This is a genomic window from Pseudomonas sp. N-1-13, assembly GCF_057787095.1.
Window position 1 is genome coordinate 1,426,087 of the sequence record NZ_JBYNRI010000001.1, and the last position, 25,739, is coordinate 1,451,825.

The window sequence follows — 25,739 nt, forward strand, 5'->3', positions numbered from 1 at the left end:
TCAGACTAATGGTCTATAGCTCAAGGCATGCCTGCCGATAAGAAAGCTAACCCCCATAGAAGGAGTGCCCCCCATGATGCGGTTCTTTGCCGACCTGGGCTTTCGCTGGAAAATTACCCTGCCGATTGCTTTTCTGGCGCTGTTGTTGGTGTTGATGGGGTGGTCGGGCATGCGAGGCATCGACCAGGTGACGGCGTCCAGCACACAGCTGACCAAGCGTTACTTGCCGGCCATCAGCTTGCTGCTCAATGCCGATCGCGATCTTTACCAGGCTTTTGTTGCCGAGCGTAGTCTGCTCGATGGTCATGCGGACGAGCATCTGACAGCGCTGAGCGCCAGTCATGAGGAGAATGCGAAGCAGGCTTATGATCGCGTGCAGCAATATGCCGCGATGCAGCCCGGTGCCGAGGCACAGGCGTTGGTCAGTCAGTTCAATGACGCTTTTGTAAAGTGGAAGCAGGTTTCGCGACGGGTAATGGAGCTGTCCGTGGGGGATATGGAGGCGGCCAGCAAACTGAGTTTTGGTGACAGCGAACGCCTGTTCGAGGCCATGCGTGATCCCATCGACAAGCTTGGCGAGCTGGAAGACCAGGCGTCCCACCGCGAGGGAGACGCGGCGATAGAAAATGGCGAGGAAGTGGGGGTGCATCAGGGCGGCATTCTGTTGATCGGTCTGCTTGGCTGCATTCTGGTCGTTGTTGCCTTGCCAATGGTCGTGCTACGCCCCATGCGTCGTTTGCTCAGCCGCGTCGAGCAGATTGCAGAGGGTGGCGGTGATTTGAAGGCGCGTCTTGAGGTTCGTTCGGCTGACGAGCTGGGCCAGCTCGGCAGCGCATTCAACCGCTTTCTCGACAAACTGCAGCCGCTGATCGCCGAGGTGGGCCGGGTGACCGGAGAGGTCGATGCCGCGGCACGCGCCATGGCCAGCATGGCCGCGACCAATGACCAACTGATCAGCAGCGAGCATGCGGCACTCGATCAGGTCAGCACCGCCGCGACCCAGATGAGCGCCGCCGTGCATGAAGTCGCCCACAACGCGCTGAATGCCTCGGATGCTGCACAACAGGCTACCAGTCAGTCCCGTGATGGCGCCGACGTTGTCAGCAGCACCATCGAATCGATCCGCCAACTGGCCCAGGAAGTGGAAAGCGCGTCGGGAACTATCGAAGCCTTGGCCCAGGAAACCTCCAGTATCGGCGCGGTCCTCGAGGTGATCCGTGGCATCGCTGAACAGACCAACCTGCTTGCGCTGAACGCCGCTATCGAGGCTGCGCGGGCCGGCGAACAAGGCCGCGGTTTTGCCGTCGTGGCTGACGAAGTCAGGGCGCTGGCGGCGCGGACCCAGGACTCGACCAAGGATATCCAGGTTCGTATCGAGCGCTTGCAGTCGGGTGTCGCCAAGGCCGTGCAAGCAATGCACGTTGGTAGCACCAAGGCCCGTGACAGCGTCGAGCGGGCGGCGAGTGTCGATCAGGTGCTCAGCGGCACGGGCGGTTCCATACAGCGGATCAACGATATGGCCGCGCAGATCGCCAACGCTTGCGAAGAGCAGAGCAGTGTCACTGAGGAAATCGCCCGCAACATCTCCGACATCCGCGACCTGTCCAACGAAGCGGCGCAGAACTCTGCCCAGAGCATGCATGCCAGCCAGCAGCTTTCCGGGCTGTCGAGGACATTGGCGGAGTTGACCGGCCGTTTCCGCACCTGAGCCCAGGTGCGATGGTGAGCACTCTCCCAGCCTTGGCGGCGCTCACCAGCGAGCGCTTGCGAGCCCTGCATCAGGACGGTTTCGTCCTGATGCCCGCGGTGTTGAGCACCGCGCAAATCACCGATCTGCGCCTTGCAATCGATCGCCTCAAGCCTCAGCACTGGGACTACAGCGGCGTGATCGATCACTACAAGTGCGTGTTCAATCGTGATCCGTTCTGGTTGCCGTTTCTCGATATGGAAGGGGTGATCGAGCTGGCCGAGGCGGCTCTGGGGGATGATTGCCACATCATTGGGCAGACTGCCTGGCGTTGCCACCCCGGTTTTGTCGGCGTCCCGTTGCACCTGGATTACCTGGCGATGGCATTGCCAGCACAGCTTCTGGCCGATCCAGCTTTCGAGTTGCCGATGCAGATTTTCACCGCACAGTTTTACCTTGATGACATCAATGCCGACCTGAGCCCGACCCGCGTCATTCCCGGCAGTCATCGGGCGGGGCGGGCGCCCGTGGCGGGCGAAACGCAATGGCAAGGGCGCGTCGCGCAACCGGTGTTGTGTCGAGCGGGTGATGTGCTGGTGCTGCGTAGCGAGTTGTGGCATGCCGGCAGCGAGAACCGCAGCGTCGACCGTTCACGTTATATGCTGCAGGTTCACTATGGCCGGCGGATGATCGCGCAGAAGTTCTCGCCTTATCTGTACTGGCAATTCAACCCCGCTGTACTGGCTGCCGCGACACCTCGCCAGCGGCGCCTGTTGGGCGATCATCAGGAGGCTGAGTACGATTGACCTCCTGGCATCGGTTACGTCACGGCGCTACGTCAGATCCAGACATCATTCACCGCTGTTCGCTCATTGGTTTCATCGCCCGTGTTAATGACACCGCGAGGTTCGATCAACAGCAATTTCACTTCCAGTGCGGCGCTGGGCTTGTGCTCAACACCTTTTTTCACCACGTACATCTCGCCTGGGCCAATCGTCACCGCGCCGTCGCGAAAGTCAATGCGAAGCTCGCCTTCCAGCACGATGAAGGTTTCATCGGTATCGGCGTGGGTATGCCAGACGAAGTCACCTTCGAGCCGGACGATCTTGAACTGGTAGTCGTTCATTTCGGCCACGACTTTCGGGGCCCACTGTTCCTGGAAGAGTGTGTATTTCTGAGCGAAATTGATGGGGGAGTAGTGAGTGCTCATGGGGAATGCTCGTCTTGTGAAGGGGGTGAGCGCGACCTTACTGCCTGAGCCTGAGCAGGTATTGGATGATTGTGCAGCTTTTGTGGGGCCCGGCACCCGAAGTCAGCGCAGCATCTTCAGCCAGCGTGCTGGTGAAATGCCGAAAGCCTGGCTATGTAACCGGGTCATGTGGCTCTGATCGAAAAAACCGCACGCCAGGGCCGCTTCACTTAATGGCATGCCCTGGATAACCAGACGACGGGCTTTATTCAGGCGTCGCTGGTTGATATACCGATAGGGGCTGGTGCCGTACAGAGCGCGAAAGTCCCGGGACAGGCTCCATCGATCCCGGCCACTGGCCTGGACCAGATCATCCAGACTGATGGGCTGGTCAAGGGCATCATGAATGAACAGTCGTGCGCGCTCTGCCGCCGAGTAGTCGATCAATCGCCGCCCACGCCGGTTACCCGCTGCGCTGTCCAGTGCCTGGGCCACATCGTAGATGCCGTCCTCCTCTTCCAGCGGATCGAGTGGATGATCCATGCAGCGCAATAATCTGCGCGTAGCCACATTGAGGTGAGGATCGTTCGACAACCCCCCTTCGATGAAGGGCAAGGGTTTGCCGCCCAGCACTTGCTGGATCACGGAGGGCTCTACATAGAACATCCGGTAGCGAAAGCCGTCGCTCGTGCCTGCTTCGCCATCGTGAACTTCGTCCGGGTGCAGGACGATGGTTCCGCCGGGCTGGCTATGGCGTTTGCTATGGCGGTAGTTGAAGCTCTGAACACCGCAAAGCGTGACGCCGATGGCGTAGGTGTCATGCCGGTGGGTGGTGTAGCCATGGCCACTGAAATAGGCTTCGATGCGTTCCATTTTCCGCGATTCAGGAGCCCGCACCAGCCAGTCGCGATCACGATTTGATTGAGTCATTTAGACCGGCCTCTCGCTTTTGTCTGCACACGATACCTGTCTGATATGCCTTGGCGCAGGAAAAAGCGAGATCCGGATTCTTCGGAACGCAGAAAGCTGCTCGTTACGCAGGGCGGCTTACTGGTCGTACAGTGCGTCGCTGTTTCAGATTTCTTTCACGGGTGTCTCACCCTGGGCACTCTTGATCAGCCCGATGACGTGAAGGCAGTCAGCCTTGTTCACATAGGATTCGCCGCTGGCGATCGTTTCGTGGTTGCCGGCTCTCAAGCGCCACCGCCATTGGCCTTTTCCAGTGCTCTGGGTGCCTCGGGTCTGCCTGTAGATCTCAAAATACATCGGTTCGCTCCCTGCGATTAATTCATTCAAGACATGCTTTGCACATGTCGCTCCAAGCCTAGCCAAGCTGATAGTTTTGGCTATGGGAAATTCGTTTCCATTCGTTATCAAATATTGCCGATATGGATTCGGATTTGCTCCGGCGACCCTTTTCAGGAAACAGGTCATCTTGGGAGCGCGGGGCTGGATAAAGTTCCGGTTTCGTTCTTGCGTTGCCTTGTGCGGTCCTGCTTAATACATTCCGATTCAGACGTTTGTCATTGACGTCCGGTCCGGGGAACCCGGGGGCTGGGAGCCCGATGGGACTGGAAAAACCTATAAGAAAAAGAGCCATCAAGTGACTGAATATCCAGGAGCGGATCTGCAAGGATGTCTAGCGCTTTCGCTTGTCATTCCAGTTTTCAACGAAGTCCAGTCCATAGATTTGTTTATCGCCAGAGTCGATCGGGTTTTTGCGAACGAGCCGCTGGTGACCCTGGAGCTGGTGTTCGTCAATGACGGCAGTGTCGACGAAACATTGGTGTTGTTGCTGGAAAAACAGCGGACGGACCCGCGCATCCGGATCGTCGACCTGAGCCGCAATTTCGGCAAGGAAGCGGCGCTGAGTGCCGGTCTGCAAGCGGCTCGTGGCCAGGCGGTGGTGCCGATCGACGTCGATCTGCAGGACCCGCCCGAGGTGATCCTGCAAATGATCGCCCACTGGCGCAACGGTGCCGAGGTGGTACTGGGCCATCGCATAAACCGTGACTCCGACTCTTGGGCCAAACAGGTTTCCGCCAACGGGTTCTATCGGCTGCACAATAAAATCGCCGACCACAAGCTACCGGAAAATGTCGGTGATTTTCGGCTGATGGATCGTTGTGTGGTCGATGCGCTGCAGAGCCTGCCCGAGTCCCGACGCTTCATGAAGGGCTTGTTTGCCTGGGTAGGATTTCGAACCACCGTCGTGGATTACGTCAGGCCCGAGCGTGCGGCCGGTGAAAGCAAATTCAACGGCTGGCGCCTGTGGAACTTTGCCCTGGAGGGCATCACCAGTTTCAGCACCGAACCGCTGCGTATCTGGACCTACCTGGGGCTTAGCGTCTCGCTGGTGTCCTTTTCGTTTGCGGTGTTCATTGTGCTACGGACGCTGATTTCCGGGGTCGATCTGCCAGGCTACGCCTCCCTGATGGTGGCCGTCACGTTCCTGGGCGGGTTGCAACTGATCGGCATCGGCGTACTGGGTGAATACCTGGGCCGGACCTATATCGAATCCAAACGCCGACCGGTTTTTCTGGTGCGGCGCATCTATGACGCCAAGGACTGACAATGGATCTCAAGGAAACCGACATCCTGGGGCCCGATATCGGGCAGCATTGGTACTATCGTTCCAAGGCGCGCGCCATGCTCCACATGCTCAAAGGCACATCGGCCAAAACACTGCTGGATGTGGGGGCCGGATCGGGCTTTTTTTCCCATCACTTGTTGTCCCATACCGAGACGGCCCGGGCCTGGTGCGTGGACATCAGTTACCCGGCCGACTCCGATGCCAGCACCGCCGGCAAACCCGTCCACTACCGGCGCGCCATCGACGCGCTGGACGCGGATCTGGTGTTGTTGATGGATGTGTTGGAACACGTGGACGATGACATGGGCCTGCTCAAGGCTTATGTCGACAAGGTGCCCTCTGGCACCCGCTTCCTGATCACCGTGCCGGCGTTCCAGTTTCTCTGGAGCGGGCATGATGTGTTTTTGGAACACAAACGCCGTTACACCCTCGGGCAACTGGAGGGGGTCGTGGCCCAGGCGGGTTTGCAGGTGCACAAAAGCGCTTACTATTTCGGCCTGGTGTTTCCGATCGCCGCCGCCGTGCGCCTGTTGCAACGCAACACGTCCGGCGCGCCGGCCAGCTCGCTCACTCGGCATCATCCGCTGGTCAATGGCGGGTTGAAGTCGCTGTGCAGCCTGGAGCTTGCGTTTATGGGCGCCAATCGCGTGGCCGGCCTGACGGTGTTCTGTCTGGCACAAAAACCATGATCTGGACGCGGTCGCCGTTGCTGCGACGTGGGCTGCGGTTCGCCATGACGGGCTTGTTCGTGACCGCTGTGCATGTGTTGGCTGCCGTGTTGTTTGTGCACCTGATCCTGGCCAGCCCGCCGTTGGCCAACGGTTTTGCGTTTGTGGTGGCAACCGTGGTGTCTTACCTGATCAACACGCTCTGGAGTTTCTCCAGCCGATTGCATGGCCGCACGCTCGGCCGTTTCGTGGTGGTGTCGATCGGCGGATTCTGGCTGGCGATGCTGGTGGCCTGGGTGGCGCAGAGCGCGGGCCTGAATTACCTGGCGGGCATTGCTGCCGTGGCGCTGATCATCCCGGTGTTTACCTTCATCTTGCATAATTTCTGGACGTATCGATGACCGTTCGTGGCGAGCGTTATCTGGTTTCCCTGTTGCCCGTATTGCTGGGCGTGCTGGCGTTTCTGATGGTCATCGGCCCTCGGGTGTTGAACCCGACGAATATCGCCTGGCTGGGGGAGGGCGATGCGGCGACTCATTATCTGGGATGGGCGTTTTTCCGTGATTCGCCCTGGACCTTTCCGTTGGGCATGAACCCTTCCTATGGCTTGGAGTTGGCCAACGGGATCATTTTTTCCGATTCCAACCCGCTGCTGGCGTTCATATTCAAGCCCTTCAATGCTTGGCTTCCCGAGACGTTCCAGTATTTCGGGCTGTGGCTGCTGGCGTGTTTTGTCCTGCAGGCCTGGTTTGCCTGGAAGCTGGTGGGGCTGCTGACGCCTTCGGTCTGGATCAGGTTGTTGGGGGCCGGGTTGTTCGTGTTTTCGCCCCCGATGTTTCTGCGCATGGGAGGGCATCTTTCCTTGTCCGGGCATTTCCTGATCCTGGCGGCGCTGTACCTGGCGTTGCGGCCCGGTCTGCAAAAGCGACGCCTGGCCTGGGGCGTGCTCTTGGCCGCGACGGCGCTGGTGCATGCCTATCTGTTGGCGATGGTGGCATTGATCTGGCTGGCTGATCTGGCCAGCAAAGCCATCAAGGGTCGGTTACCCCGGCGCAATGCCTTGATTGAGCTGGCCGGTCTGTTTCTGTTGGTCGCATTCTGCTGCTGGCAAGCGGGTTATTTCAGTGTGGGCGGCGGGACCGTGGCGGGTGGTTTTGGCTTGTATCGTCTGAATCTCTTGTCGGTGGTGAACCCCAGTGGCTGGTCATACGTATTGCGCGACATGCCCCAAGGACCCGGGGACTACGAGGGTTTCAATTACCTGGGTTTGGGGGTGCTGATGCTGGCGATCTGCGCCGGCGTGGCACTGCTGCAAGGCAACACCGGCCTGGCGGAGGCCGTGCGTCGCAGACCTCTATTGCTGTTGGCGCTGATCGGGCTGACGCTTTTTTCACTGACCAACAAGCTCGGTATTGGCATGCTGGATGTGCATTACTGGTTGCCGAAAACCATCGAGCAGTTGGCGAACGTCTTTCGTGCGGCCGGTAGGATGTTCTGGCCGGTGTTCTACATTCTCGTGTTTACGCTGATCTTTTTGGTGGTCCGAGGCAATAAGCCACGAGCTGCGGTGTGTCTGCTGGCTGTCGCCCTGGTGGTGCAGGTTCTGGATACCCGCAGCGGGTGGGCAGGCCTGCGCAAGAGCCGGATGATGCCGACCGCCTCGAGCTGGCCGACGCCCCTGGCCGACCCGTTTTGGGCCAGCGCGGCAAATCACTACGCCAAGGTCCGGTCGTTGTTGCCGCAGAATCAGCCGGAAAACTGGCTGTTGATCAGCCAATACGCCCAGAACCATGGTCTGGAAACCGATAGCGTGTACTTGGGACGGATGGGCACTCGGGAGATCGAACACGCTCAACGGCACGCTGGCCAAATGCTCGCCACCGGTCAGTATGAGGCGGATTCCCTCTACATTCTCGACAGCCGCACCGCGCTCGAAGCGATCAAAACCGTTAATCGCCAGACCGATCTGCTGACCCGTCTTGATGGCCTCGTGGTGCTGGCGCCGGGATGGAAGACCTGTACCCAATGCCCACCGATAGCGCAGGAGACGCTGGACGTGCAGGTCAAGCCAGGTGAGCGCCAGGTGTTCAACCGAATAAACGCGATGTTGGTCAGCGGCTGGGGGCGCGTCGAAGATTGGGGCACCTGGTCGGAAGGTGCTCAGGCAGAGCTTGTATTGCGTGTACCCCCTGAGGCCCGCGCCCTCTCGATCGAAGCTGCGGCGTTCGTACAGCCCCTGCATACCAGGCAGAGAATCGAGGTCTCGATCAATGGCGTTGCGGCCCTGTCGACGCAACTGACCCGCATGCAGGAGAACACCCTGGAGCTGTCATTGAGCCCGGCCATCCGCGAAGCGATTGCCGCAGATGGGCAGGTGCGTGTGCAGTTTCATCTACCCGACGCGGTCAGTCCCAAGGCGCTGGGGTTGGGGAGCGACGAGCGAGTCATGGCGTTGGGGCTGAAGTCTCTGACGGTGAATTAAGCCGGACGTCTTTATCGTGTGCTTCAAGGTTTTTTGCGCAGCGCTGAATGCACAATTTGAGGCTGTTTTTCGAAACGCTGATACGGCTGGAAGCGTTCATGCGTGAGCGCGCCGGCGCGGTGCAAATTCCGCTGCGCGAAACAAAAACCTGCGTCAGCCAAGTAAAGTCGAGGTATGGTTGCGACGGCTGAAACCACATCGTCATATTTTCGAACAGGAGTCGAACACATGCCTCACCTGCACATGGAGTACACCGCCAACCTGCCCAAGTTTGACGAGGGTGTCGTACTGCTGCGTCTGAATAATACGCTGGTGGCCTCCGGTCAGTTCGCTGCCGAGTCGGACATCAAAAGCCGGGCTGTGAAAATCGAGAATTTCCTGGTGGGCACCCTTTTTGAAAAGCGCGGTTTCGTGCACGTGAAGCTGGCCTTGTTGAGCGGCCGTTCGCCAGAGGTCAAGAAGCAGCTGGCCGAAAAACTGTTGGAGGTGATCCAGGAGGTGGGCGAATGGCCGGCTGACGTTTCCGTGCAACTGTGCGTGGAAATCCTCGACATCGACCGAGGCCCCTATGCCAAGGCTGTCGTCGGCGCCTGAGGGTCAGGTGCTTCGGGTCTTGACGATCCGCTCGCGCAGCCAGGTGCTATCAGCGGCCTGGCTGCACGGCGTTTCAAGGTGAATCCCGACAAGCCTTCAGGCGCTTGATGGTTTGCCGGGTGGGATCAACCGTGGCCGCACCGGCATGGCACAGGTTGATACTCTGCAAGATGGCGCGCACATGCTTGTACATGCCCTCGGCTTTATAAGTGGGGCGCATGCCAGTGCGGGTGTTGATGAACAACTCGTCGTCGAAACAGGTCCGCAGTTTCTTGAGGCAGTAGCTGACCGTTGACTGGCTGACACACAACGCCTCGGATACACCGGTGACGCTGCTTTGCTCGTACACAGCGTTAAACACCATGAGGTCTTGCATATCGAGTTTTCTGAGGGAGTTACTGTTCAGCATCCGTTCTGTCTCTCTCTGTGCTCCTTGCGCGGATCTTGCGCAAACCAGACCTTTGATCCTAACGGAACGATCGTCCCAGGAGAATGCCAGGCGAGCGGTTTCACGGTCGCGAGTGGGACAGATAATGTAATGAACACGACGGATCGTTCAGCATTCGATTCTCTGGCCGATTGTTTAGCTCATTGCGATCCAAGCTCCATCAAATCAAGGTTTAACCGGCTTTGGTGACGTGGGACTCTGCCAAAGTGTGTTTCCTGTGATGTCTTTTATGGACGGTTGGCCCGCTGCAATCCAATACCCTTCATTCGCCGCAATGGGGCCGGTGGGCAGGTTTATGTCCGGGGTCTCTCCCACGCTGTGTGCGCTGCCCTCTGAACTGGCTTTTTGGGCACTCTGGCATTGTCGCCACGCCCGTCCTCCAGATACTTGTATTTCCTGTTGATCCTAAACAGTGTTCGTTGATCGCGAGCACAGGCTGACGGTGCTTTGTCGCCCGTCCGACATGAAAATACGAGCGTTCTCATGAGTTCTGCCCACCTCTCTTTTGCCCCCCTGCATCAAGCCCAGGCGTTCCTGGAGCAAAATCCGGATATTGAGCTGTTCGAGCTGTTTATTCTCGACAGCAACGGTGTGCCTCGGGGCAAACTGCTGCACCGGGATGAGTTGCTGGCGCTTTACGAAAGTGGGCGGCCCTTGCCCAGTACCATTCTCGGGTTGACCATCAATGGCGACGACGTGGAAAACTCCGGGCTGGTGTGGGATGTTGGCGACATCGATTGCCGGGCTTATCCCATCAGCGGCAGCTTGCAGCGAATGCCCTGGCGGCTGATCCCCACTGCGGCAGTGCAGGTCAGCATGCATCCTCAGGAAGGCATGCCCGCGACCATCGCCGATCCGCGTTATTTGCTCAGTCAAGTGATCGACGCTTTGCAGGCCGATGGCTATTACCCGGTGATGGCGGCGGAGCTGGAGTTCTATCTGTTGGACGCGCAGCGCGACAGCCAGGGCCGGCCGCAACCGGCGCGGGACGCTGATGGCGGCCGACCCGGTGCCACGCAGGTCTATGGCTTGCGCGAGCTGGAACAGATCGAACCGTTCCTGGCGGACCTCTATTCCGCCTGCAAGTCGCAGGGGATCCCGGCCCGAACGGCCATTTCCGAATACGCGCCGGGCCAGGTGGAAATCACCCTCGAACACCGCACCGATGCCTTGCAGGCCATGGATGAGGCGGTGCGCTACAAACGTCTGGTCAAAGGCGTGGCGCATAAACACGGCATGCAGGCGTGTTTCATGGCCAAGCCTTTCGCGGAACTGGCAGGTTCGGGCATGCACATGCACGTCAGCCTGGCGGATAGCGAGGGCCATAACCTGTTTGCCAGCGAAGCCGCCGATGGCACGCCGCTGCTGCGTCATGCGGTGGGCGGGATGCTCGACACGTTGCTCGACTCACTGCTGATGTTCTGTCCGAATGCCAATTCCTATCGGCGCTTCCAGAGCAACAGCTACGCGCCGCTGGCAGCAACCTGGGGGGTGGACAATCGCACAGTGAGCCTGAGGATACCGGGCGGGCCGGCATTTTCGCGGCATATCGAACATCGTATTTGTGGTGCCGACGCCAACCCGTACCTGGCCGCCGCAGCGATACTGGCCGGCATCCATCGCGGCATTCGTGAACAGTGCGATCCCGGTGCGCCAGTGGCGGGCAACGGCTATGCCCAGGCGAGCGAATTGCTGCCCACCGACTGGCTCACCACCTTGCGCACGCTTGAAGCCTCGACCTGGGCCAGGCAAGCCTTCGGCGATGAGTTCCTCAGGGTGTACCTGGCGGTCAAACGCGCCGAATACCGTCAGTTCATGGGCGAGGTCGGAGAGCAGGACTGGCGTTGGTACATCCATCAGGCTTGAACTGAGCCACAAGCTGCACGTCGGATCGGACGTGCGGCTTGCTACTTGAAAAATTATTTAATGGCAACTTTTTCACGAAAAATTGATAGTGACCTGCCTAAAGTTTGTGTTGCCGTAGCACAGTAGTTTTTCAAACTTTCCTGCGGTATTTGCTTTCCATAGCGCAACTTCCAGGAAACTTTAAAACCTCATGCTGACCATTAAACCCGTGCGCCCCGAGTGGGTGACGCTGGTCGCCAGTGTCTTTTTATTAGTGGGCTTCAACGTTGTGCTCTGGCAGCACCTGCATACCATTACGGCAGGTGACGGCGGGGGCGTGCTGATCGGCGTGGCGTTTGCGGTGCTGGTGTTGTTCGCCTTCAACCTGATGCTGACAATGGTAGCGTTCCGTGGGCTGCTCAAGCCTGTGCTGATATTGCTTTTTCTGATCAGCGCCGGTGTGGCGTATTTCATGGCTCAGTATGGCGTGCTGATCGATGCCGGCATGTTTCGTAACTTTGCTGAAACCAATGCCACAGAGGTGCGTGATTTACTGTCGTTAAAGTTGTTTGCCTACCTCGGTTTGTTAGGCGTGTTGCCGTCCTGGTTGTTATTTAAAACACCGATCAGCTATCGCCGCTGGCCCAAAGAATTGTTAAGCAAGTTAGTGGTGAGCGGAGTGTCGGCGGCGGTGATCGGCATGGTCGCCCTGGCCAATTACCAAGGGTTGTCTTCATTGTTTCGCAATCATCATGAATTGCATTTGATGGTGGTACCGAGCAACTACATCGGTGCGTCGATCGGGTACTTGCGTGAACAGGTCGCGTCGGCCAAACAGCCCTTCATCACCTTGGGTGAGGATGCGAGTCGTAATCCGGTCTGGCAAACCCATGCCCGCAAGTCCCTGACCGTACTGGTGGTGGGGGAGAGCGCCCGTGCCGAGAACTTCGGCATTCTGGGCTATAACCGCGATACCACGCCGCAACTCAATCAAGAAGCCGGCCTGATCGCCTTCACTGATGTGCACTCCTGCGGTACGGAAACCGCGGTATCGGTGCCGTGTATGTTTTCCAACATGGGCCGCAAGAACTACGACGCCAGCAAGGCCAGGAACGAAGAAGGCCTGCTCGATGTGCTCAAGCGCGCCGGGCTGGAGGTGATCTGGCGTGACAATCAGTCGGGCTGCAAAGGCACTTGCGACCGGGTCACTGTGCAGGATGTCAGCAATCTCAAGGACCCGGCCCTGTGCGCCAACAGTGAGTGTCGCGACGAAATTCTGCTCCAGGGCCTGCAGCATTTCATCGACACCCTCGACAAGGACACCGTACTGGTGCTCCACCAAATGGGCAGTCACGGGCCGGAGTATTTCAAGCGCTATCCCAAGCAATACGAACATTTCACCCCAGTGTGCCAAAGCAATGCGCTGAACAATTGCAGCCGCCAGAGCATCGTCAACGGCTACGACAACACGCTGGTGTACACCGACCATGTGTTATCGACCCTGATCGACCTGCTGCGGGCCAATCAGGACAAGGTCGACACAGCGATGCTGTACCTGTCCGACCACGGCGAGTCCCTGGGCGAGTACAACCTGTTTCTCCATGGCACGCCCTACATGCTCGCCCCGGAACAACAGAAACACGTGGCGATGCTGGCCTGGTTTTCCGACAGCTATCAGAAGTCCTTCTCCGTCGACACCCATTGCCTGCAACTGAGCCGGGACAAGCCCTTGAGCCAGGACAATCTGTTTCATTCGATGCTCGGGCTGCTGGAAGTCAACAGCAGGGTCTACAACCGGGACCTGGACCTGTTTGCCGGTTGCCGTGGCGCGGTCATTGACGGGGTATTGGCCCGGCAGTGAGCGCCTCGACTTTTTTTTCACGTACGGGTGGTTAGCCTGTTCCTATTCATCTTTCCCAAGAGCGGTTGGTATGTCTGGGCAACCCCCATCCCCCGTAGAGATCGAGTTCGCCAGGCATCATGACCGGGAACACGCGCGCATTTGCCGTCAAGCGGCGCCCAGGCGACTGCGCCTGGCGTTCTGGCGTGACGAGCAATTGGTCCGCAATGCCTTGAAAGCCGCCGGTGAACCGGGGCTGGTGCTGGATGTGACCTGTGGCGCGGGCCGGTTCTGGCCGGTGCTGGCCGAACATGCCAACCGGGTGATCCTGGCGGCGGACCCCTCGCCAGACATGCTCGATCACGCCCGCACCCACCATGGCGGCGCGTTGCTGGAGCGGGTCACGACCTTTCCCAGTTCGGCATTCACCCTCGGCCTGTCGGCTAACGCTGTGGACTGTATTTTGTGTCTGCAACTGTTTCGGCACGTCAAGGCCAGTGAGCATCGGCTGGCGCTGTTGCGCGAATTTCATCGGGTCAGCCGTGACACGGTGATTGTGTCGGTGCAAATTGAAGGTGGCCTCAACATCGGACCTGCGCCGCACCGCGGCCTGGCGGACAAGGCTGAAGTTGAAGCCGAGTTCCGCCAGGCCGGTTTCACCCTGCTGTGGTACCAGGATTTTCTGCCCGGGTTTGCGCTGACGCGGGTTTATGCGTTGTGCAAGGCCGGTTAATTCCCGATGTAGGACTATTCTTGCCTTCGCGCAGGCGATTTCTCTCAGGCTCCCGCTCTATGGATGCTCGCAATCGCTGACGGCGATATATACTGCGCGCCATTCTTCAAGGGAGAGCCGTGTGGCCATCGATATTCACTGGATTCGCGACAACGATAGCCTCGGTCAGTTTTGCGCCCAATGGCAGCAGTTGCCATTCGTCGCCCTCGACACTGAATTCATGCGGGTCGACACGTTTTATCCCATTGCCGGTTTGTTGCAGATCGGCGACGGCGAGCGTGCCTATCTGATCGACCCCTTGACCATCGACAACTGGAAGCCCCTGGCCGCGTTGCTGGAAAACCCGGCAGTGCTCAAGGTGCTGCACGCCTGCAGCGAAGACCTTGAAGTGCTGCTGCGCTTGACCGGCAGCCTGCCTGCGCCGCTGTTCGACACTCAATTGGCCGCCGCCTACCTGAACCTGGGTTTTTCCATGGGTTATTCCCGGCTGGTACAGGACGTGTTGGGCATCGACTTGCCCAAGGGCGAAACCCGCTCTGATTGGTTGCAAAGACCCCTGTCGGAAACGCAGATCAGCTACGCCGCTGAAGATGCAGTGCATCTGGCGGAAGTTTTCGTACAGCTACGCCCGAAGCTTTCTGACGAAAAATACGCCTGGGTCCTGGAGGATGGCGCCGAGCTGGTGGCCAACCTGCGTCGCGAAGTCGACCCCTATGAGGTTTATCGCGAGGCCAAGCTAGCCTGGAAACTTTCCCGTGCCCAACTGGCCGTGCTGCGCGAGCTATGCGCCTGGCGCGAGCGGGAAGCGCGGGCTCGTGACCTGCCGCGTAACCGGGTCATTCGCGAGCATTCGCTGTGGCCCCTGGCCCGCACTCAGCCGGATAACCTCGGTGCGCTGGCGAAAATCGAAGACATGCACCCGCGTACCGTGCGCCAGGACGGCGAGTTCCTGCTGGAGCTGATCAAACGCGCCGGCAGCGTACCGCCCGAGCAGTGGCCGCCAGCCGTGGCCGAACCCTTGCCCATCGAGGCTTCGGCGCTGGTCAAGCGTCTGCGGGCACTGGGGCAGGCTGAGGCCGAGCGCCTGGGAATCGCCCCTGAACTGATGCTGCGCAAGAAAACCCTCGAGGCGCTGATCAAGAGCGGCTTTCCCGAGGGCCCTTACCAATTGCCCGATTCGCTGCGTGGCTGGCGCCGCGAATTGATGGGCCAGGCGCTGCTCGACAGCCTGGCCACCGCCGGAGAACAGCCTTGAAACGTATCTGCTCGATCTACCGAAGCTCGAAGAAAAACGAGATGTACCTGTATGTGCTCAAAAGCGATGCCCTGGAGCGTGTGCCCGAGCCCTTGATGGCTGCCTTTGGCAAGGCGATCCATGCCTTTGACCTGGTGCTGAGCCCCGAGCGCAAGCTGTCGCGGGAAGACATCAACCTGGTGCTGGAAAACCTCGATACCCAGGGTTATCACTTGCAGATGCCACCGGCTGAAGACGAATACATCGAGCATCTGCCGGAAGAGTTGCTGCGACGCAACGACCCGGTCTGACGGTACCCCGAGGCACCTTTCCCGGGCCTCTTGAAACACTGGAATGGTTTATTGGCGATGGCCGCAAGGATGGAGCGACACTCTGTCGGCGGTCGTCTGCATAGTTTTTGAAAGGTTTGATCCATGCGCGTTCTGATTGCCGAACACGATCACGCGGTGTACGCCCAGCTTCTGCGACAGGCTGCACCCGATATCCAAGTCCTGACCAGTGGCGACTCCGCCGAACTGTCGCGACTGGCCGCCGACTGCCCGGTCTGGCTGGGCCAGCCCGATCTGCTGGCCACCCTGTTGCGTCAAGGCCATCAGCCCCAGTGGCTGCAATCGACCTGGGCGGGCATCACGCCGCTGCTGGCCGAGGGCTTGACGCGTGATTATCGCCTGACCCGTGCGGTGGGCATTTTCGGCCAGGTGATGGCCGAGTACGTCCTTACCTATATGCTCGGTCATGAGCGCGAGGTGCTGGCGCGGCTGGTCAGCCAGGTCGAGCGCAAGTGGGACAACCGTCAGGGCCAGAGTCTGGCCGGGCGCAAGGCACTGATCGTCGGGACCGGCGATATCGGCCAGCGGGTAGCGCAGTTCCTGCTGCCGTTTGGTGTGCAGCTGTATGGCATTGCCAGCGAAGCCAGGGAGCTGGCGCCGTTCATCGAGGTCGGGGCGCTGAAGGATCTGCCGCGCATGGTGGGGGAGGTGGATTATGTGATCAACCTGCTGCCCAACACGCCGGACACCCACGATATATACGACGCGACGCTGTTCAGGCAATTCAAGCCCACCGGGCTGTTCATCAATGTCGGACGCGGCGTGGCCGTGGTCGATGCCGATCTGGTGCAAGCCTTGAAGGAAGGGCATCTGGCCGGCGCGGTCATTGACGTTTGCCGCCAGGAGCCGTTGCCACAGCGGCATCCTTTCTGGACGGCCTGGGGCCTGCTGCTGACCGGCCATAGCTCGGCACCGACGTCGCCGGCGATGATGGTGCAGTTGTTCCTGGAAAACCTGCGGGCCTACCAGGCCGGCGAAACCTTGCGCGGGGAAGTGGATTTCGATCGGGGATATTAGACCGAGCCAATCAACTTGTGGGAGCGAGCCTGCTCGCGATAGCGGTTTGCCAGTCGGCATCAATGCTGGCTGATCCGGCGCTATCGCGAGCAGGCTCGCTCCCACAGTGATCTTCAGCGGTCACCCCATCGGTGTTCTCGGCCAATCCATTTACGGACTTCGCCAACACAACGCCCTACCGACAGTCGCCCATGCTTGGCCTGAAGAGGCCCCGGCACTAGACTGACGGCCTTTTCACCATCTGATGCTGATTGCTTGAGCCATGGCCGCCAAAGTCGAACCGTTCTGGATACGTAAAACCCTCGATCAGCTTGATGCGCAGGAATGGGAATCGCTGTGTGACGGCTGTGGCCTGTGCTGCCTGCAAAAACTCGAAGACGAAGACGACAACAGCGTCTACTACACGCGCATCGCTTGCAAATTGCTGGACTTGAAAACCTGCCAGTGCACCGACTATTCCCGGCGCCGCGACTTTGTTCCCGATTGCATCCAGCTCACACCGGGCAAGGCCGATGAGTTCAAATGGTTGCCACCGACCTGCGGTTATCGCCTGGTCAGTGAGGGCAAGGATCTGCCGTTATGGCACCACCTGGTCTGTGGCGATCGCGATGCCGTGCACCACGAACGCATTTCCCAATCCGGGCGCATGCTGGCCGAAGGCAGCGTGCCCGAGGACGATTGGGAAGATCATCTGATTTTTCGCGCCGGCTGAATGCCGGGCATCGCACCATCAGGGAGAACCCATGGCAGCAGGATTGAAAAGGATGCTCGCAGCCGGGCTGTGGGCGGTGTGCGGGCCGCTGTGGGCGGCGCAGAAAGTCGATCTGGATTATCACGTGCACCTGTTGCCGCAAAGCGATCAGGCCGAAGTGCGCCTGACCCTGGCGCGGGGTTCGGCAGTGCGCAGCCTGGACTTCGACCTCGGCGATGGCAGCCGCTACAGCCACTTCAAGGCCGACGGTCAATGGCAGCTCATCCCGGGCAAGGACACACGCGGCGTTTGGCGTCCCAGTGCCGACAAGGCGAGCCTGAGCTATCGCGTGCGCATCAGTAATACTCGCAAGAACGGTACGTTTGAAACCCGTATGACCCCGGGATGGGGGCTTCTGCGCGGCGACGATCTTGTGCCGCCGGCCAAGTTGGATCAGCAGGATGGCACTGAGCTGGTGTCACGTTTGCAATTTGAACTGCCCGACGGCTGGAAAAGCATCGAAACGGCCTGGCCGCGCATCGGCAAGCAACGCTTTCGCATCGACAACCCCGCGCGGCTGTTCGATCGTCCCACCGGCTGGATGCTCGCCGGCAAACTCGGCAGCCGGCGCACACGCCTGGGAGAGACCGAGGTGACGGTGGCCTCACCCCAAGGCCAGGGCATGCGCCGGATGGATGTGCTGACGCTGCTGACGTTCGTCTGGCCGCAAGTGCAGGCGTTGGTGCCGCGTCATCCCGGCAAGCTGCTGATCATCGGCGCGTCAGACCCGATGTGGCGTGGCGCCCAGGCCGGGCATGAATCGATTTATCTGCACAGTCGTCCGCCGCTGGTCAGCGAACGCGGCAATAGCCCGATGTTGCGCGAGTTGGTGCAGATGCTGGCGCGGGTCAACGATCGTGAGCGCAGTGACTGGATCAGCGAAGGGCTGGCCGAGTATTACGCCATCGAATTGCTGCGTCGGGCTGGCGGCATGAGTGATGAGCGCTACCAGAGCCTGAACGACCGGTTGGCTCGGGACAGCAAAGGCGTCAGCACCTTGCGTGGCGAGCAGGTCCGCCCGGCGACGGTGGCCAAGGCGGTGTTGCTGTTGCAGGAGCTGGACCGCGAGATTCGTTTGAAAACCCGCAACAAGCGCTCGCTCGATGACGTGCTGCACGCCGCCATGCGTCTGGAGACGGTTGATACCCAGGAGTTTGTCCAGCTCAGCGAGAGCGTTCTGGGGGAGAGTTCTACTGTGCTGGATACTCGGTTACTTCAGTAATACCGCTATCGCGAGCAGGCTCGCTCCCACATTGACCAGCGTTACACTCAAAATGTGGGAGCAAGGCTTGCCCGCGATGGGGCCATCAGCCAGTAAAATCAAAGCCCAACCTTCGGCGAACTCAACGAATCATTCCCCGTCACTGTAGCCGTGCTGGTCGCGGCCTCGGCGCTGGCTTTCATGCGGCTCAGCTCATCACCGGCCTGCTCGATGCGGGCACGGGCGTGGTGCAGGTTCTGACGATTCTTTTCCAGCAACGTCTTGGCCGAGCAGTGCCCGGTGATGCCGCGCGCCAGGGCCATGCCGCCGATCGCCAGTTGGGCCAAACCGATCACGCCTCCACGGCGCAAGCCCTTGCCCATCATCAGGACTCCGCCGGCCAATGAGCCAATGCGTTCCCAGCCATGCACGTTTTGCGGCGGATGAGATTGGAAAGGGGTGGTCTCAATCGGCTCGAACGGGTTGTTATCGCTCATGATCTGTCTCCGGTGTGGGGTTGGTATAAAACTGACTGCCCGAGCGATTCCCTTGTTCAATCCAATTGCGCACCGATCAGCGGAATTGCGGCCCCGAACGGGTGTTATTGCCTTTGGCCATGCGGTCGTACAACACGACATTGACCGTGGCCGCCAGGTTCATGCAACCGGTGGTGGGGATGTACACCACGTCTTCGCACCAGTCACGGATGTCTTTATCCAGCGAGCCATCTTCCGGGCCGAAGATATACAGCGCCCGGTCCGGGTGAGTGTATTCGGGCAAGGGACGAGCACCGTCGACCAGTTCCACGGCCACTGGCACACAGCCCAGGGGCAGGATTTTTTTCAGGTCATCGATGCCGATCAACGGGATGTCGTAGTGGACTTTCTTGGTGTCAGTGACGAAGTCCGCGGCGCGCTCATAGCGTTTGCCGGTGTAGAACACCGATGCCACGCCGTAGCAGCCGGCGGCGCGCATGACCGAACCGACGTTTTCCGGAGACTTGGGGTTGAACAGACCGATGCAGCTGTAGCGTTTGTTGGCCACGGGCGGGGTGCCTTTGGGGAAAAGGCGCGATTATACGGGGATTGGAAGAGGGGGGCAGCTTGTAGATTGATGGTGATCGTTTGATTGCCATCGCGAGCAGGCTCGCTCCCACAGTGGATTCGTGTTGTTCGCAAAATCCTGTGGGAGCAAAGCTTGCTCGCGAAACAGCCGGCTCGGTTTCTGAAAGACCGCATCGGCTTCATCGCGGGCAAGCCTTGCTCCCACATAAATCCTCTCGCCACAAATGGCTGGCTACTCGTCCTTTTTCATCAACCCGGCCAGTGCGGCGAACGGGTTGTGGGTCGCCTTGGCGATTTTCGGGGTGCTCAGGGAGCCGTCGCCGAAATATTGCTGGTCGGTGTAACGCGAGTGTTCGTTGTCGTGGCAGTACAGGCACAGCAGTTCCCAGTTGGAACCGTCCTGCGGGTTGTTGTCGTGGTTGTGGTCGCGGTGGTGAACGGTCAGTTCACTCAGGCGCTTGCCGGAAAACTCACGGGCGCAGCGGCCACAGACGTGGGGGTACATTTTCAGGGCTTTGTCGCGGTAACCCATTTCCCGGTCACGCTGGGCATCGGCGAGGATGCGATCCAGCTTGGCGGTGTTGGACGGTGGCGTTGACGAACTCATGGGTTCACCTTTGTAAAAAAGACTGATGACGGTTGAACAGAGTTTAGCTCAGCCCTTGAGCTTCTCGGCAATCCAGATGGTGTGGCGGGTGCCTTTGTTGCCGTGGGCGAAGACTTGCACCTCTTCGGCCTTGAAGCCGGCCTTTTTCAGCTTGTCGGAAAACTGCCGGTCGGCGCTGGCTGACCATACTGCCAGCACACCCTTGGACCGCAGGGCCTTGGCGCAGGCGGCCAGGCCGCCGGCTGAATACAGCCAGCTGTTGGCTTTCTGCGTCAGGCCTTCGGGGCCGTTGTCGACGTCCAGCATGATGGCGTCGAAGCCCTGGGGTTCGGCTTGCAGCACCTTGGCCACATCTTCCATGCGGATCACGGTACGCGGGTCCGACAGTGGGCGACCGGCCTTTTCGCCCAAAGGGCCACGGTTCCACTCCACCACGCCGGGCACCAGTTCGGCCACCACCACTTCGGCATTTTTGCCCAGGTGCTTGAGGGCCGAGGCCAGCGTGAACCCCATGCCGAGGCCACCGATCAGTACGCGCGAGCCGGGACGGCCGGCAACCTTGCGGCAAGGAATCTCGGCCAGGGCGTCTTCGGAGCCGTGCATGCGCGTATTCATCAACTGCCCACCGTCACCGCCCTGGATCTTGATGACGAAGTCGTCGCCGTACTCGAACAGGCACAGGGCGCCGCCATTGTCAGGGATGGGGGTGGTGTCCAGTAGAACGAAACGTTTCATGGATGTCTCATGCAAAGGAAGGGCAAAGCGGCGCGGTAAGGACTAGCCTGAAGACAGACAATCGCCACGGAGCCATTGATGAAGCGCACCATTCTAACGGCCATTGCCCTGGCAGCGCTCTCGATAAGTTGGGTGCAGGCCCAGCAGCCCACGATTCCGGTGAGCCCACCGAGCATTCCCGGTTCGCCCGGCACCCCCACACCGATGCCATACCCGCCGGTCACGCCCAGCGGCGTACCCACGCCCAGCCCCGGAAGCGGACCGCCGTTGCTGCCGCCAATCGAAATGCCCAAGCCGCCCAAGGACCAGCCGATACCGGGCATGGAGCCGAAACCACCGAAGGCCAAGTCGCCGGGGGGGTAGGTCTGAAGCCAGTCGGTGAAATAACTGAATGGCAAAGCCCTGGGGGGGGGCGGGCATTGCGGTGAACTCTGTGGGAGCAAAGCTTGCTCGCGATGACGTCGGCATATGCAACACCGCTATCGCGAGCAAGCTTTGCTCCCACAGGTTCTGTGTTTCAACTGATAGAGCGAGTCAGACCTGCTGCGACAGCAACTGCCCATCGGCCATGCGCAGGCGTTTGGACAGGGAAACGGCGAGGGCGCGGATGATCTTGGCGGCGATCTTCGGTGCATCGTTGAGCATTTTTTCCAGGGAATCCTTGCCCAGGTTCAGCAATTGGCAATCACTGGCGGCGATGCAACTGGCCGAGCGCCGTTCTCCGTCCAGCACCGCCATTTCCCCGAATGCCCGGCCGCTGCGCAGCGTGGCGATGGTGACGGGTTGACCGTCGGGGCCGGTTTTCTGCACGGCCACTTGCCCTGAATGGATGATGCACATGAAGCTGCCGGCATCGCCCTCGCGGAAAATCGCTTCCCCTTGGGCAATGGCGCTGATGCTGAAGTAGCCCGACGCCGCGGCGAAGTCGACAGGCTGCAACTGGTCGAACAGGCCGCAGTCCATCAGCCAGTCGCGGATTTCGTTGTTCAGTAAGGTCGGTTCTGACATGTCGTCACGGTCTTTTTCTTGTGTCTGGGGCGGTTGCAAGGGTTTGGATGTAAGGCGATTCCTTTGTGGGAGCAAGGCTTGCTCCCACATTGGGTGGTGGTATCAGAGCCCTGCGCATGGAGCTAAGACCCGGCCATCCCACGGAGTTCCTCAGACCAACCCCAAAACCTTCAAAACAAATGCATATTCGAGGGCTACGTCACGTAACCCCTGGTAGCGCCCGCTCATTCCGCCGTGGCCGGCGCCCAGCTCGGTCTTGAGCAGCAAGGGGTTGTCATCGGTCTTGGTGGCGCGCAATTTCGCCACCCATTTGGCTGCTTCCCAATACTGCACGCGGCTGTCGTTGTAACCGGCGATCACCAGCAGCGCCGGATACGCCTGGGCGCTTACGTTTTCGTACGGGGCATAGGCCCTGATCCGATCATAGACGGCGGGCTCCTCGGGATTACCCCACTCGTCGTATTCGGTGACGGTCAGCGGCAAGTCCGGGTCGAGCATGGTGTTAAGCACATCGACGAACGGCACTTCGGCAATCGCCACCTTGAACAGATCCGGGCGTTGATTGAGCACCGCACCGATCAACAAGCCACCGGCACTGCCGCCGCTGATCGCCAGTTGATCGGCGCGGGTGACGCCATTGGCGATCAAATGCTCGGCGCAGGCGATGAAGTCGCTGAAGGTGTTGTGTTTGTGCTCCTGCTTGCCGGCGCGATACCAGGCTTCCCCCAGCTCACCGCCACCACGCACATGGGCAATGGCAAACGCCACGCCGCGATCGAGCAGGCTCAGCCGCCCATGGGAAAACCACGGATCGAGGCTCTCGCCATAGGCGCCGTAGCCATACAGGTACAGCGGCACCGGCTGGCCGAGGGCCTGGCGCTTGACCACCAGGCTGATGGGCACCTGCGTGCCGTCCGGTGCGGTCGCCCACAGCCGCTGGCTCACGTAGTCATCGGCATCGAATGGACCCAGGACCGGGGTTTGCTTGAGTACGACCTGTTCGCCGCTGGCCAGGTCCAGCTGGCGAATCTGTGCCGGACGGTTCAGCGCCTCGTAGCGCAAGCGAATGCGGGGGCTGACGAACTCCAGGCTGTTCTGCACATGCAGGCTGTAGGCCGCGTCCGGCAGTTGCACCCGATACGCCGGCAAACCCTGTGGGTGAACTTCGATGATGGGCAAGCCGCCTTCACGCAGGCTCAGGGTCATGGCGCCGGCGTTCAGGCTCAGGCCGTCGATCATCACCGTGTCGCTGTGGGGGATCAGGTTCTGCCAGTCGGCCTCGGTCGGCGCCAGGCCCGTGTCGGCAGCCTGGTACAGCGCGAAGTTGATCCCGTCGCGGTTACTGCGGATCAACCAGCTCCACTGACCGTCGAGCAAACCATGGTCGACGTCGTATTCATGGTCTTCCACCCGTGGCGCCAGGCAGGTGAAAGGCTGGTCTGGCTGTGCGGCGTCCAGGACCCATACTTCACTGGTGGTTTTGCTGCCCAGGGACAGGATCAGCTGTTTTTCCGAGCTCGAACGGTAGCAATGCAGGAAAAAACGCCCGTCCGGCTCATGGAACACTTCTTCGGCCGCCGTTCCGTCCAGGCGATAGCGCCACAGTTTGTACGGGCGATGGGTGTCATCCAGCTCACCAAAGAACAGCGTCAGGCTGTCATTGGCCCAGGTCATGCTGCCGTCGCAATCCTCAAAGGACAGTTCACTGACTTTGTCATTGGCCAGCTCTTTGACGAACAGGGTGTAAATCTCGTCGCCAGTGGTGTCCAGGCTGTAAGCCAGACGCTGGTGGTCGGGGCTGATGCTGAAGGCACCCAGGGAAAAGAACCCGCCGCCAGCCAGCACGTTAGGGTCCAGCAACAATTGCTCGCGGCTTTCATCCACCGTCAGGCTGTCGTCCACCGGACGCGGGCAGCGGTAGTGACGTGGGTATTCGTCCCCGGCCGTGGTGCGGGTGTAATACAGGTACGGACCCCAAGGCGAAGGCAGGGACAGATCCGTCTCCAGGATCCGGCCCTTGATTTCCTGGAACAGGGTTTCGCGCAGTTCGGCCTGGTCAGCCAGTTGCGCGTCCTGATAGCTGTTTTCAGCCTTGAGGTAGTCGAGCACGGCGTCGGTGTCGCGCTCCTGCAGCCAGGCGTAGGGATCAACACCGGGGTCCCTGCGGGCAATCGGGGCGTTGCAAACGTGGGCAGATAGGGGCATGAAAGGCTCTCGAACGTTGTACGAAATAGGGACTGATGGCCGGTGTGGTTAGTTCGGTCAGCCACCTGCGGCGGCAGAAATTAACCGACAGATACTGCGGCACAGACCACTCGACAGACGCCGGGGCAGCCTGACGAGCGAAAAGCCGTTACTATAAGCGCCTATTTGCCTGCCTTGCCATGGACACCATGACCGAGAACGACTATCTGATCGCCTGGGGCCTCTATGCCTTCGCCGCCCTGGGCTGCCTGCTGGTATGGATGCGCATGACCCGCTGGATCTGGCGCTGGTTGCGCGAGCCCCTGCGCCTGTTGATGGCGGTGTTGCTGTTCAGCCCCACTATCGTCGACCCCGTGAAGGAACAGGTTGCTCCGGCCCTGGCCATCGTTGCCCTGGACATGCTGTTCAAGGTCGGCAACAACGCCTGGCGTGCGGTGTCCGATCTGTTCATGTACGGCATGATCGTCTTTGGTCTTTATTTGATCTTCGTGCTGATCCGCTTCCCCATCGAGCGTGCAGCCAGCGCTCGCAAGGAAAAAGCCGCTGCCGCCAAAGCCGCCGCCGCGGCCGATGAACTACAGGATGAGCAGCCGTTCGGTGTGGCGGGTGATGACCGTTACGGTCGCCCGCCAGTACCGAGCAACCCTCAGCGTTCGCGCATCGAACCGCGGCTGTAGCCAGGCTTGTCCCATTGAAGCGAGGGTCCGAGCATGTGTGAGTTACTGGGCATGAGCGCCAACGTGCCGACCGATATCGTGTTCAGCTTCACCGGGCTGATGCAGCGTGGCGGCAAGACCGGACCGCACCGGGACGGCTGGGGCATTGCCTTCTATGAAGGTCGTGGCCTGCGCCTGTTCCAGGACCCTGCCGCCAGCAGCGAGTCGGAAGTGGCGAACCTGGTGCAGCGCTATCCCATCAAGAGCGAAGTGGTGATCGGGCACATTCGCCAGGCCAATGTCGGCAAGGTCTGCCTGTCCAACACCCACCCGTTCGTACGTGAGTTGTGGGGCCGCAACTGGTGCTTCGCTCACAATGGCCAACTCGCCGATTTCCAGCCGGGCGCAAGCTTCTATCGTCCGGTGGGCGATACCGACAGCGAGGCGGCGTTCTGCGATTTGCTCAATCGCGTGCGCCAGGCGTTCCCGGAACCGGTGGAGGTGGAGCAACTGTTGCCGTCGTTGATCCAGGCCTGCACCGAATACCGCAGCAAGGGCGTGTTCAATTGCATGCTCAGCGATGGTGACTGGCTGTTCTGCTTTTGCTCGACCAAACTGGTCCAGATCACCCGTCGCGCGCCGTTCGGCCCGGCGCGGCTCAAGGATGTGGACGTGATCGTGGATTTCCACGCCGAAACCACGCCCAATGACGTGGTCACGGTAATTGCCACCGAACCCTTGACTGAAAACGAAACCTGGACCCGCTACGAACCGGGCCAATGGAGCCTGTGGCGGCGCGGCGAATGCGTCAGCCATGGCCAGACCGAATAAG

At 60.0% G+C, this 25,739-nt stretch carries 27 protein-coding genes and 2 pseudogenes; 19 read left to right on the plus strand and 10 right to left on the minus strand.

All coding sequences use genetic code 11. The annotated features are described in order from the left end of the window. Nucleotides 1-76 precede the first annotated feature (76 nt). The 3 genes and pseudogenes from AC3I65_RS06615 to AC3I65_RS06625 all read left to right on the plus strand — a co-directional run. Nucleotides 77-850: pseudogene (locus AC3I65_RS06615) on the plus strand (MCP four helix bundle domain-containing protein); the annotation flags it as partial. A 78-nt stretch (nucleotides 851-928) separates the two neighbouring features. Beyond that, entirely contained in the window at nucleotides 929-1,708 is a 780-nt protein-coding gene (locus AC3I65_RS06620) for a methyl-accepting chemotaxis protein (RefSeq protein WP_372241368.1), read from the plus strand. A gap of 14 nt (nucleotides 1,709-1,722) precedes the next feature. Next, entirely contained in the window at nucleotides 1,723-2,493 is a 771-nt protein-coding gene (locus tag AC3I65_RS06625) for a phytanoyl-CoA dioxygenase family protein (protein ID WP_488523567.1), read from the plus strand. 32 nt (nucleotides 2,494-2,525) lie between these two features. On the opposite strand, the gene AC3I65_RS06630 is transcribed toward AC3I65_RS06625, so the two are convergent. The 3 genes from AC3I65_RS06630 to AC3I65_RS06640 form a co-directional block, all read right to left on the minus strand. Continuing rightward, complete coding sequence (locus AC3I65_RS06630) at nucleotides 2,526-2,897, minus strand: cupin domain-containing protein (protein ID WP_076385948.1); 372 nt, start codon at nucleotides 2,895-2,897, stop codon at nucleotides 2,526-2,528. A gap of 102 nt (nucleotides 2,898-2,999) precedes the next feature. After that, nucleotides 3,000-3,806, minus strand: a complete 807-nt coding sequence (locus AC3I65_RS06635) for an AraC family transcriptional regulator (protein ID WP_047227956.1) — start codon at nucleotides 3,804-3,806, stop codon at nucleotides 3,000-3,002. Between the two features lie 144 nt (nucleotides 3,807-3,950). After that, nucleotides 3,951-4,142, minus strand: a complete 192-nt coding sequence (locus AC3I65_RS06640; protein WP_047227955.1) for a YegP family protein — start codon at nucleotides 4,140-4,142, stop codon at nucleotides 3,951-3,953. A gap of 337 nt (nucleotides 4,143-4,479) precedes the next feature. Between AC3I65_RS06640 and AC3I65_RS06645 the strand changes: the two genes are divergently transcribed. From AC3I65_RS06645 to AC3I65_RS06665, 5 genes are all read left to right on the plus strand, one after another. Next, nucleotides 4,480-5,448, plus strand: coding sequence for a glycosyltransferase family 2 protein (locus AC3I65_RS06645; RefSeq protein ID WP_488523568.1), 969 nt, complete (start codon nucleotides 4,480-4,482; stop codon nucleotides 5,446-5,448). 2 nt (nucleotides 5,449-5,450) lie between these two features. Continuing rightward, complete coding sequence (locus AC3I65_RS06650; protein ID WP_488523569.1) at nucleotides 5,451-6,158, plus strand: class I SAM-dependent methyltransferase; 708 nt, start codon at nucleotides 5,451-5,453, stop codon at nucleotides 6,156-6,158. Continuing rightward, nucleotides 6,155-6,538, plus strand: coding sequence for a GtrA family protein (locus tag AC3I65_RS06655; protein ID WP_076385942.1), 384 nt, complete (start codon nucleotides 6,155-6,157; stop codon nucleotides 6,536-6,538). Before AC3I65_RS06650 ends, AC3I65_RS06655 begins: the two co-directional genes overlap by 4 nt. Next, entirely contained in the window at nucleotides 6,535-8,619 is a 2,085-nt protein-coding gene (locus AC3I65_RS06660; protein ID WP_439125558.1) for a DUF6311 domain-containing protein, read from the plus strand. Before AC3I65_RS06655 ends, AC3I65_RS06660 begins: the two co-directional genes overlap by 4 nt. 228 nt (nucleotides 8,620-8,847) lie before the next feature. After that, nucleotides 8,848-9,213, plus strand: coding sequence for a 5-carboxymethyl-2-hydroxymuconate Delta-isomerase (locus AC3I65_RS06665; RefSeq protein ID WP_047227950.1), 366 nt, complete (start codon nucleotides 8,848-8,850; stop codon nucleotides 9,211-9,213). 106 nt (nucleotides 9,214-9,319) lie between these two features. Here the strand turns inward: AC3I65_RS06665 and AC3I65_RS06670 are convergent. After that, nucleotides 9,320-9,622: pseudogene (locus AC3I65_RS06670) on the minus strand (LysR family transcriptional regulator); the annotation flags it as partial. Nucleotides 9,623-10,144: 522 nt separating this feature from the next. Between AC3I65_RS06670 and AC3I65_RS06675 the strand changes: the two are divergent. The 8 genes from AC3I65_RS06675 (at nucleotide 10,145) to AC3I65_RS06710 (ending at nucleotide 18,653) form a co-directional block, all read left to right on the plus strand. Beyond that, nucleotides 10,145-11,527 (plus strand): glutamine synthetase family protein, encoded by a 1,383-nt coding sequence (locus tag AC3I65_RS06675; RefSeq protein ID WP_139050908.1) that lies wholly within the window; start codon nucleotides 10,145-10,147, stop codon nucleotides 11,525-11,527. 190 nt (nucleotides 11,528-11,717) lie between these two features. Next, nucleotides 11,718-13,367 carry a phosphoethanolamine transferase gene (locus tag AC3I65_RS06680; protein ID WP_288912470.1) on the plus strand — a complete coding sequence of 550 codons (1,650 nt, stop codon included), beginning with the start codon at nucleotides 11,718-11,720 and terminating at the stop codon, nucleotides 13,365-13,367. 70 nt (nucleotides 13,368-13,437) lie between these two features. After that, nucleotides 13,438-14,079 carry a class I SAM-dependent methyltransferase gene (locus AC3I65_RS06685; protein ID WP_288912472.1) on the plus strand — a complete coding sequence of 214 codons (642 nt, stop codon included), beginning with the start codon at nucleotides 13,438-13,440 and terminating at the stop codon, nucleotides 14,077-14,079. A 121-nt stretch (nucleotides 14,080-14,200) separates the two neighbouring features. Further along, entirely contained in the window at nucleotides 14,201-15,334 is a 1,134-nt protein-coding gene (rnd, locus tag AC3I65_RS06690; protein WP_488523570.1) for a ribonuclease D, read from the plus strand. Next, entirely contained in the window at nucleotides 15,331-15,624 is a 294-nt protein-coding gene (locus tag AC3I65_RS06695; protein WP_047227944.1) for a YcgL domain-containing protein, read from the plus strand. Before rnd ends, AC3I65_RS06695 begins: the two co-directional genes overlap by 4 nt. Nucleotides 15,625-15,747: 123 nt before the next feature. Further along, a complete protein-coding gene (locus tag AC3I65_RS06700) occupies nucleotides 15,748-16,680 on the plus strand; it encodes a D-2-hydroxyacid dehydrogenase (RefSeq protein ID WP_047227943.1) in 933 nt (310 codons plus the stop codon). A 262-nt stretch (nucleotides 16,681-16,942) separates the two neighbouring features. Continuing rightward, complete coding sequence (locus AC3I65_RS06705) at nucleotides 16,943-17,392, plus strand: YcgN family cysteine cluster protein (RefSeq protein ID WP_047227942.1); 450 nt, start codon at nucleotides 16,943-16,945, stop codon at nucleotides 17,390-17,392. A gap of 31 nt (nucleotides 17,393-17,423) precedes the next feature. Beyond that, nucleotides 17,424-18,653, plus strand: a complete 1,230-nt coding sequence (locus tag AC3I65_RS06710; RefSeq protein ID WP_274090336.1) for a hypothetical protein — start codon at nucleotides 17,424-17,426, stop codon at nucleotides 18,651-18,653. A 98-nt stretch (nucleotides 18,654-18,751) separates the two neighbouring features. Here the strand turns inward: AC3I65_RS06710 and AC3I65_RS06715 are convergent, their stop codons facing one another. The 4 genes from AC3I65_RS06715 to AC3I65_RS06730 form a co-directional block, all read right to left on the minus strand. Beyond that, the gene (locus AC3I65_RS06715; RefSeq protein WP_047227940.1) at nucleotides 18,752-19,129 is read right to left on the minus strand and encodes a YgaP family membrane protein; all 378 of its coding nucleotides are present in this window, start codon (nucleotides 19,127-19,129) and stop codon (nucleotides 18,752-18,754) included. A gap of 76 nt (nucleotides 19,130-19,205) precedes the next feature. Further along, nucleotides 19,206-19,676, minus strand: coding sequence for an RNA methyltransferase (locus AC3I65_RS06720; RefSeq protein WP_003184248.1), 471 nt, complete (start codon nucleotides 19,674-19,676; stop codon nucleotides 19,206-19,208). Nucleotides 19,677-19,928: 252 nt separating this feature from the next. Then, nucleotides 19,929-20,303 carry a YajD family HNH nuclease gene (locus tag AC3I65_RS06725; protein ID WP_003184246.1) on the minus strand — a complete coding sequence of 125 codons (375 nt, stop codon included), beginning with the start codon at nucleotides 20,301-20,303 and terminating at the stop codon, nucleotides 19,929-19,931. A 48-nt stretch (nucleotides 20,304-20,351) separates the two neighbouring features. After that, on the minus strand, nucleotides 20,352-21,038 hold the full coding sequence (locus AC3I65_RS06730) for a spermidine synthase (RefSeq protein ID WP_047227938.1): 687 nt from the start codon (nucleotides 21,036-21,038) through the stop codon (nucleotides 20,352-20,354). Nucleotides 21,039-21,116: 78 nt separating this feature from the next. Here AC3I65_RS06730 and AC3I65_RS06735 point away from each other — a divergent pair, with 78 nt between their 5' ends. Then, nucleotides 21,117-21,401: a hypothetical protein gene (locus AC3I65_RS06735; RefSeq protein ID WP_076385928.1), complete on the plus strand. Its 285-nt coding sequence runs from the start codon at nucleotides 21,117-21,119 to the stop codon at nucleotides 21,399-21,401. 171 nt (nucleotides 21,402-21,572) lie between these two features. Here AC3I65_RS06735 and AC3I65_RS06740 read toward each other — a convergent pair whose 3' ends face one another. Both AC3I65_RS06740 and AC3I65_RS06745 read right to left on the minus strand, forming a co-directional pair. Continuing rightward, nucleotides 21,573-22,046: a cyclic nucleotide-binding domain-containing protein gene (locus tag AC3I65_RS06740; protein WP_047228036.1), complete on the minus strand. Its 474-nt coding sequence runs from the start codon at nucleotides 22,044-22,046 to the stop codon at nucleotides 21,573-21,575. A gap of 150 nt (nucleotides 22,047-22,196) precedes the next feature. After that, nucleotides 22,197-24,251, minus strand: coding sequence for a S9 family peptidase (locus AC3I65_RS06745; RefSeq protein ID WP_487777684.1), 2,055 nt, complete (start codon nucleotides 24,249-24,251; stop codon nucleotides 22,197-22,199). 179 nt (nucleotides 24,252-24,430) lie between these two features. Between AC3I65_RS06745 and AC3I65_RS06750 the strand changes: the two genes are divergently transcribed. Both AC3I65_RS06750 and AC3I65_RS06755 read left to right on the plus strand, forming a co-directional pair. Continuing rightward, nucleotides 24,431-24,928 (plus strand): MFS transporter, encoded by a 498-nt coding sequence (locus AC3I65_RS06750; protein ID WP_488523571.1) that lies wholly within the window; start codon nucleotides 24,431-24,433, stop codon nucleotides 24,926-24,928. A 33-nt stretch (nucleotides 24,929-24,961) separates the two neighbouring features. After that, nucleotides 24,962-25,738, plus strand: coding sequence for a class II glutamine amidotransferase (locus AC3I65_RS06755; RefSeq protein ID WP_047227933.1), 777 nt, complete (start codon nucleotides 24,962-24,964; stop codon nucleotides 25,736-25,738). Nucleotide 25,739 lies beyond the last annotated feature (1 nt).

Excerpts from the sequence above, each read along its gene's own strand:
- AC3I65_RS06620 (WP_372241368.1), top strand. The coding sequence starts at position 929 with ATGGCCGCGACCAATGACCAACTGATCAGCAGCGAGCATGCGGCACTC.
- AC3I65_RS06630 (WP_076385948.1), bottom strand. The coding sequence starts at position 2,897 with ATGAGCACTCACTACTCCCCCATCAATTTCGCTCAGAAATACACACTC.
- AC3I65_RS06635 (WP_047227956.1), bottom strand. The coding sequence starts at position 3,806 with ATGACTCAATCAAATCGTGATCGCGACTGGCTGGTGCGGGCTCCTGAA.
- AC3I65_RS06640 (WP_047227955.1), bottom strand. The coding sequence starts at position 4,142 with ATGTATTTTGAGATCTACAGGCAGACCCGAGGCACCCAGAGCACTGGA.
- AC3I65_RS06650 (WP_488523569.1), top strand. The coding sequence starts at position 5,451 with ATGGATCTCAAGGAAACCGACATCCTGGGGCCCGATATCGGGCAGCAT.
- AC3I65_RS06655 (WP_076385942.1), top strand. The coding sequence starts at position 6,155 with ATGATCTGGACGCGGTCGCCGTTGCTGCGACGTGGGCTGCGGTTCGCC.
- AC3I65_RS06660 (WP_439125558.1), top strand. The coding sequence starts at position 6,535 with ATGACCGTTCGTGGCGAGCGTTATCTGGTTTCCCTGTTGCCCGTATTG.
- AC3I65_RS06665 (WP_047227950.1), top strand. The coding sequence starts at position 8,848 with ATGCCTCACCTGCACATGGAGTACACCGCCAACCTGCCCAAGTTTGAC.
- AC3I65_RS06675 (WP_139050908.1), top strand. The coding sequence starts at position 10,145 with ATGAGTTCTGCCCACCTCTCTTTTGCCCCCCTGCATCAAGCCCAGGCG.
- AC3I65_RS06680 (WP_288912470.1), top strand. The coding sequence starts at position 11,718 with ATGCTGACCATTAAACCCGTGCGCCCCGAGTGGGTGACGCTGGTCGCC.
- AC3I65_RS06685 (WP_288912472.1), top strand. The coding sequence starts at position 13,438 with ATGTCTGGGCAACCCCCATCCCCCGTAGAGATCGAGTTCGCCAGGCAT.
- AC3I65_RS06700 (WP_047227943.1), top strand. The coding sequence starts at position 15,748 with ATGCGCGTTCTGATTGCCGAACACGATCACGCGGTGTACGCCCAGCTT.
- AC3I65_RS06705 (WP_047227942.1), top strand. The coding sequence starts at position 16,943 with ATGGCCGCCAAAGTCGAACCGTTCTGGATACGTAAAACCCTCGATCAG.
- AC3I65_RS06710 (WP_274090336.1), top strand. The coding sequence starts at position 17,424 with ATGGCAGCAGGATTGAAAAGGATGCTCGCAGCCGGGCTGTGGGCGGTG.
- AC3I65_RS06715 (WP_047227940.1), bottom strand. The coding sequence starts at position 19,129 with ATGAGCGATAACAACCCGTTCGAGCCGATTGAGACCACCCCTTTCCAA.
- AC3I65_RS06725 (WP_003184246.1), bottom strand. The coding sequence starts at position 20,303 with ATGAGTTCGTCAACGCCACCGTCCAACACCGCCAAGCTGGATCGCATC.
- AC3I65_RS06730 (WP_047227938.1), bottom strand. The coding sequence starts at position 21,038 with ATGAAACGTTTCGTTCTACTGGACACCACCCCCATCCCTGACAATGGC.
- AC3I65_RS06735 (WP_076385928.1), top strand. The coding sequence starts at position 21,117 with ATGAAGCGCACCATTCTAACGGCCATTGCCCTGGCAGCGCTCTCGATA.
- AC3I65_RS06740 (WP_047228036.1), bottom strand. The coding sequence starts at position 22,046 with ATGTCAGAACCGACCTTACTGAACAACGAAATCCGCGACTGGCTGATG.
- AC3I65_RS06745 (WP_487777684.1), bottom strand. The coding sequence starts at position 24,251 with ATGCCCCTATCTGCCCACGTTTGCAACGCCCCGATTGCCCGCAGGGAC.
- AC3I65_RS06750 (WP_488523571.1), top strand. The coding sequence starts at position 24,431 with ATGGACACCATGACCGAGAACGACTATCTGATCGCCTGGGGCCTCTAT.
- AC3I65_RS06755 (WP_047227933.1), top strand. The coding sequence starts at position 24,962 with ATGTGTGAGTTACTGGGCATGAGCGCCAACGTGCCGACCGATATCGTG.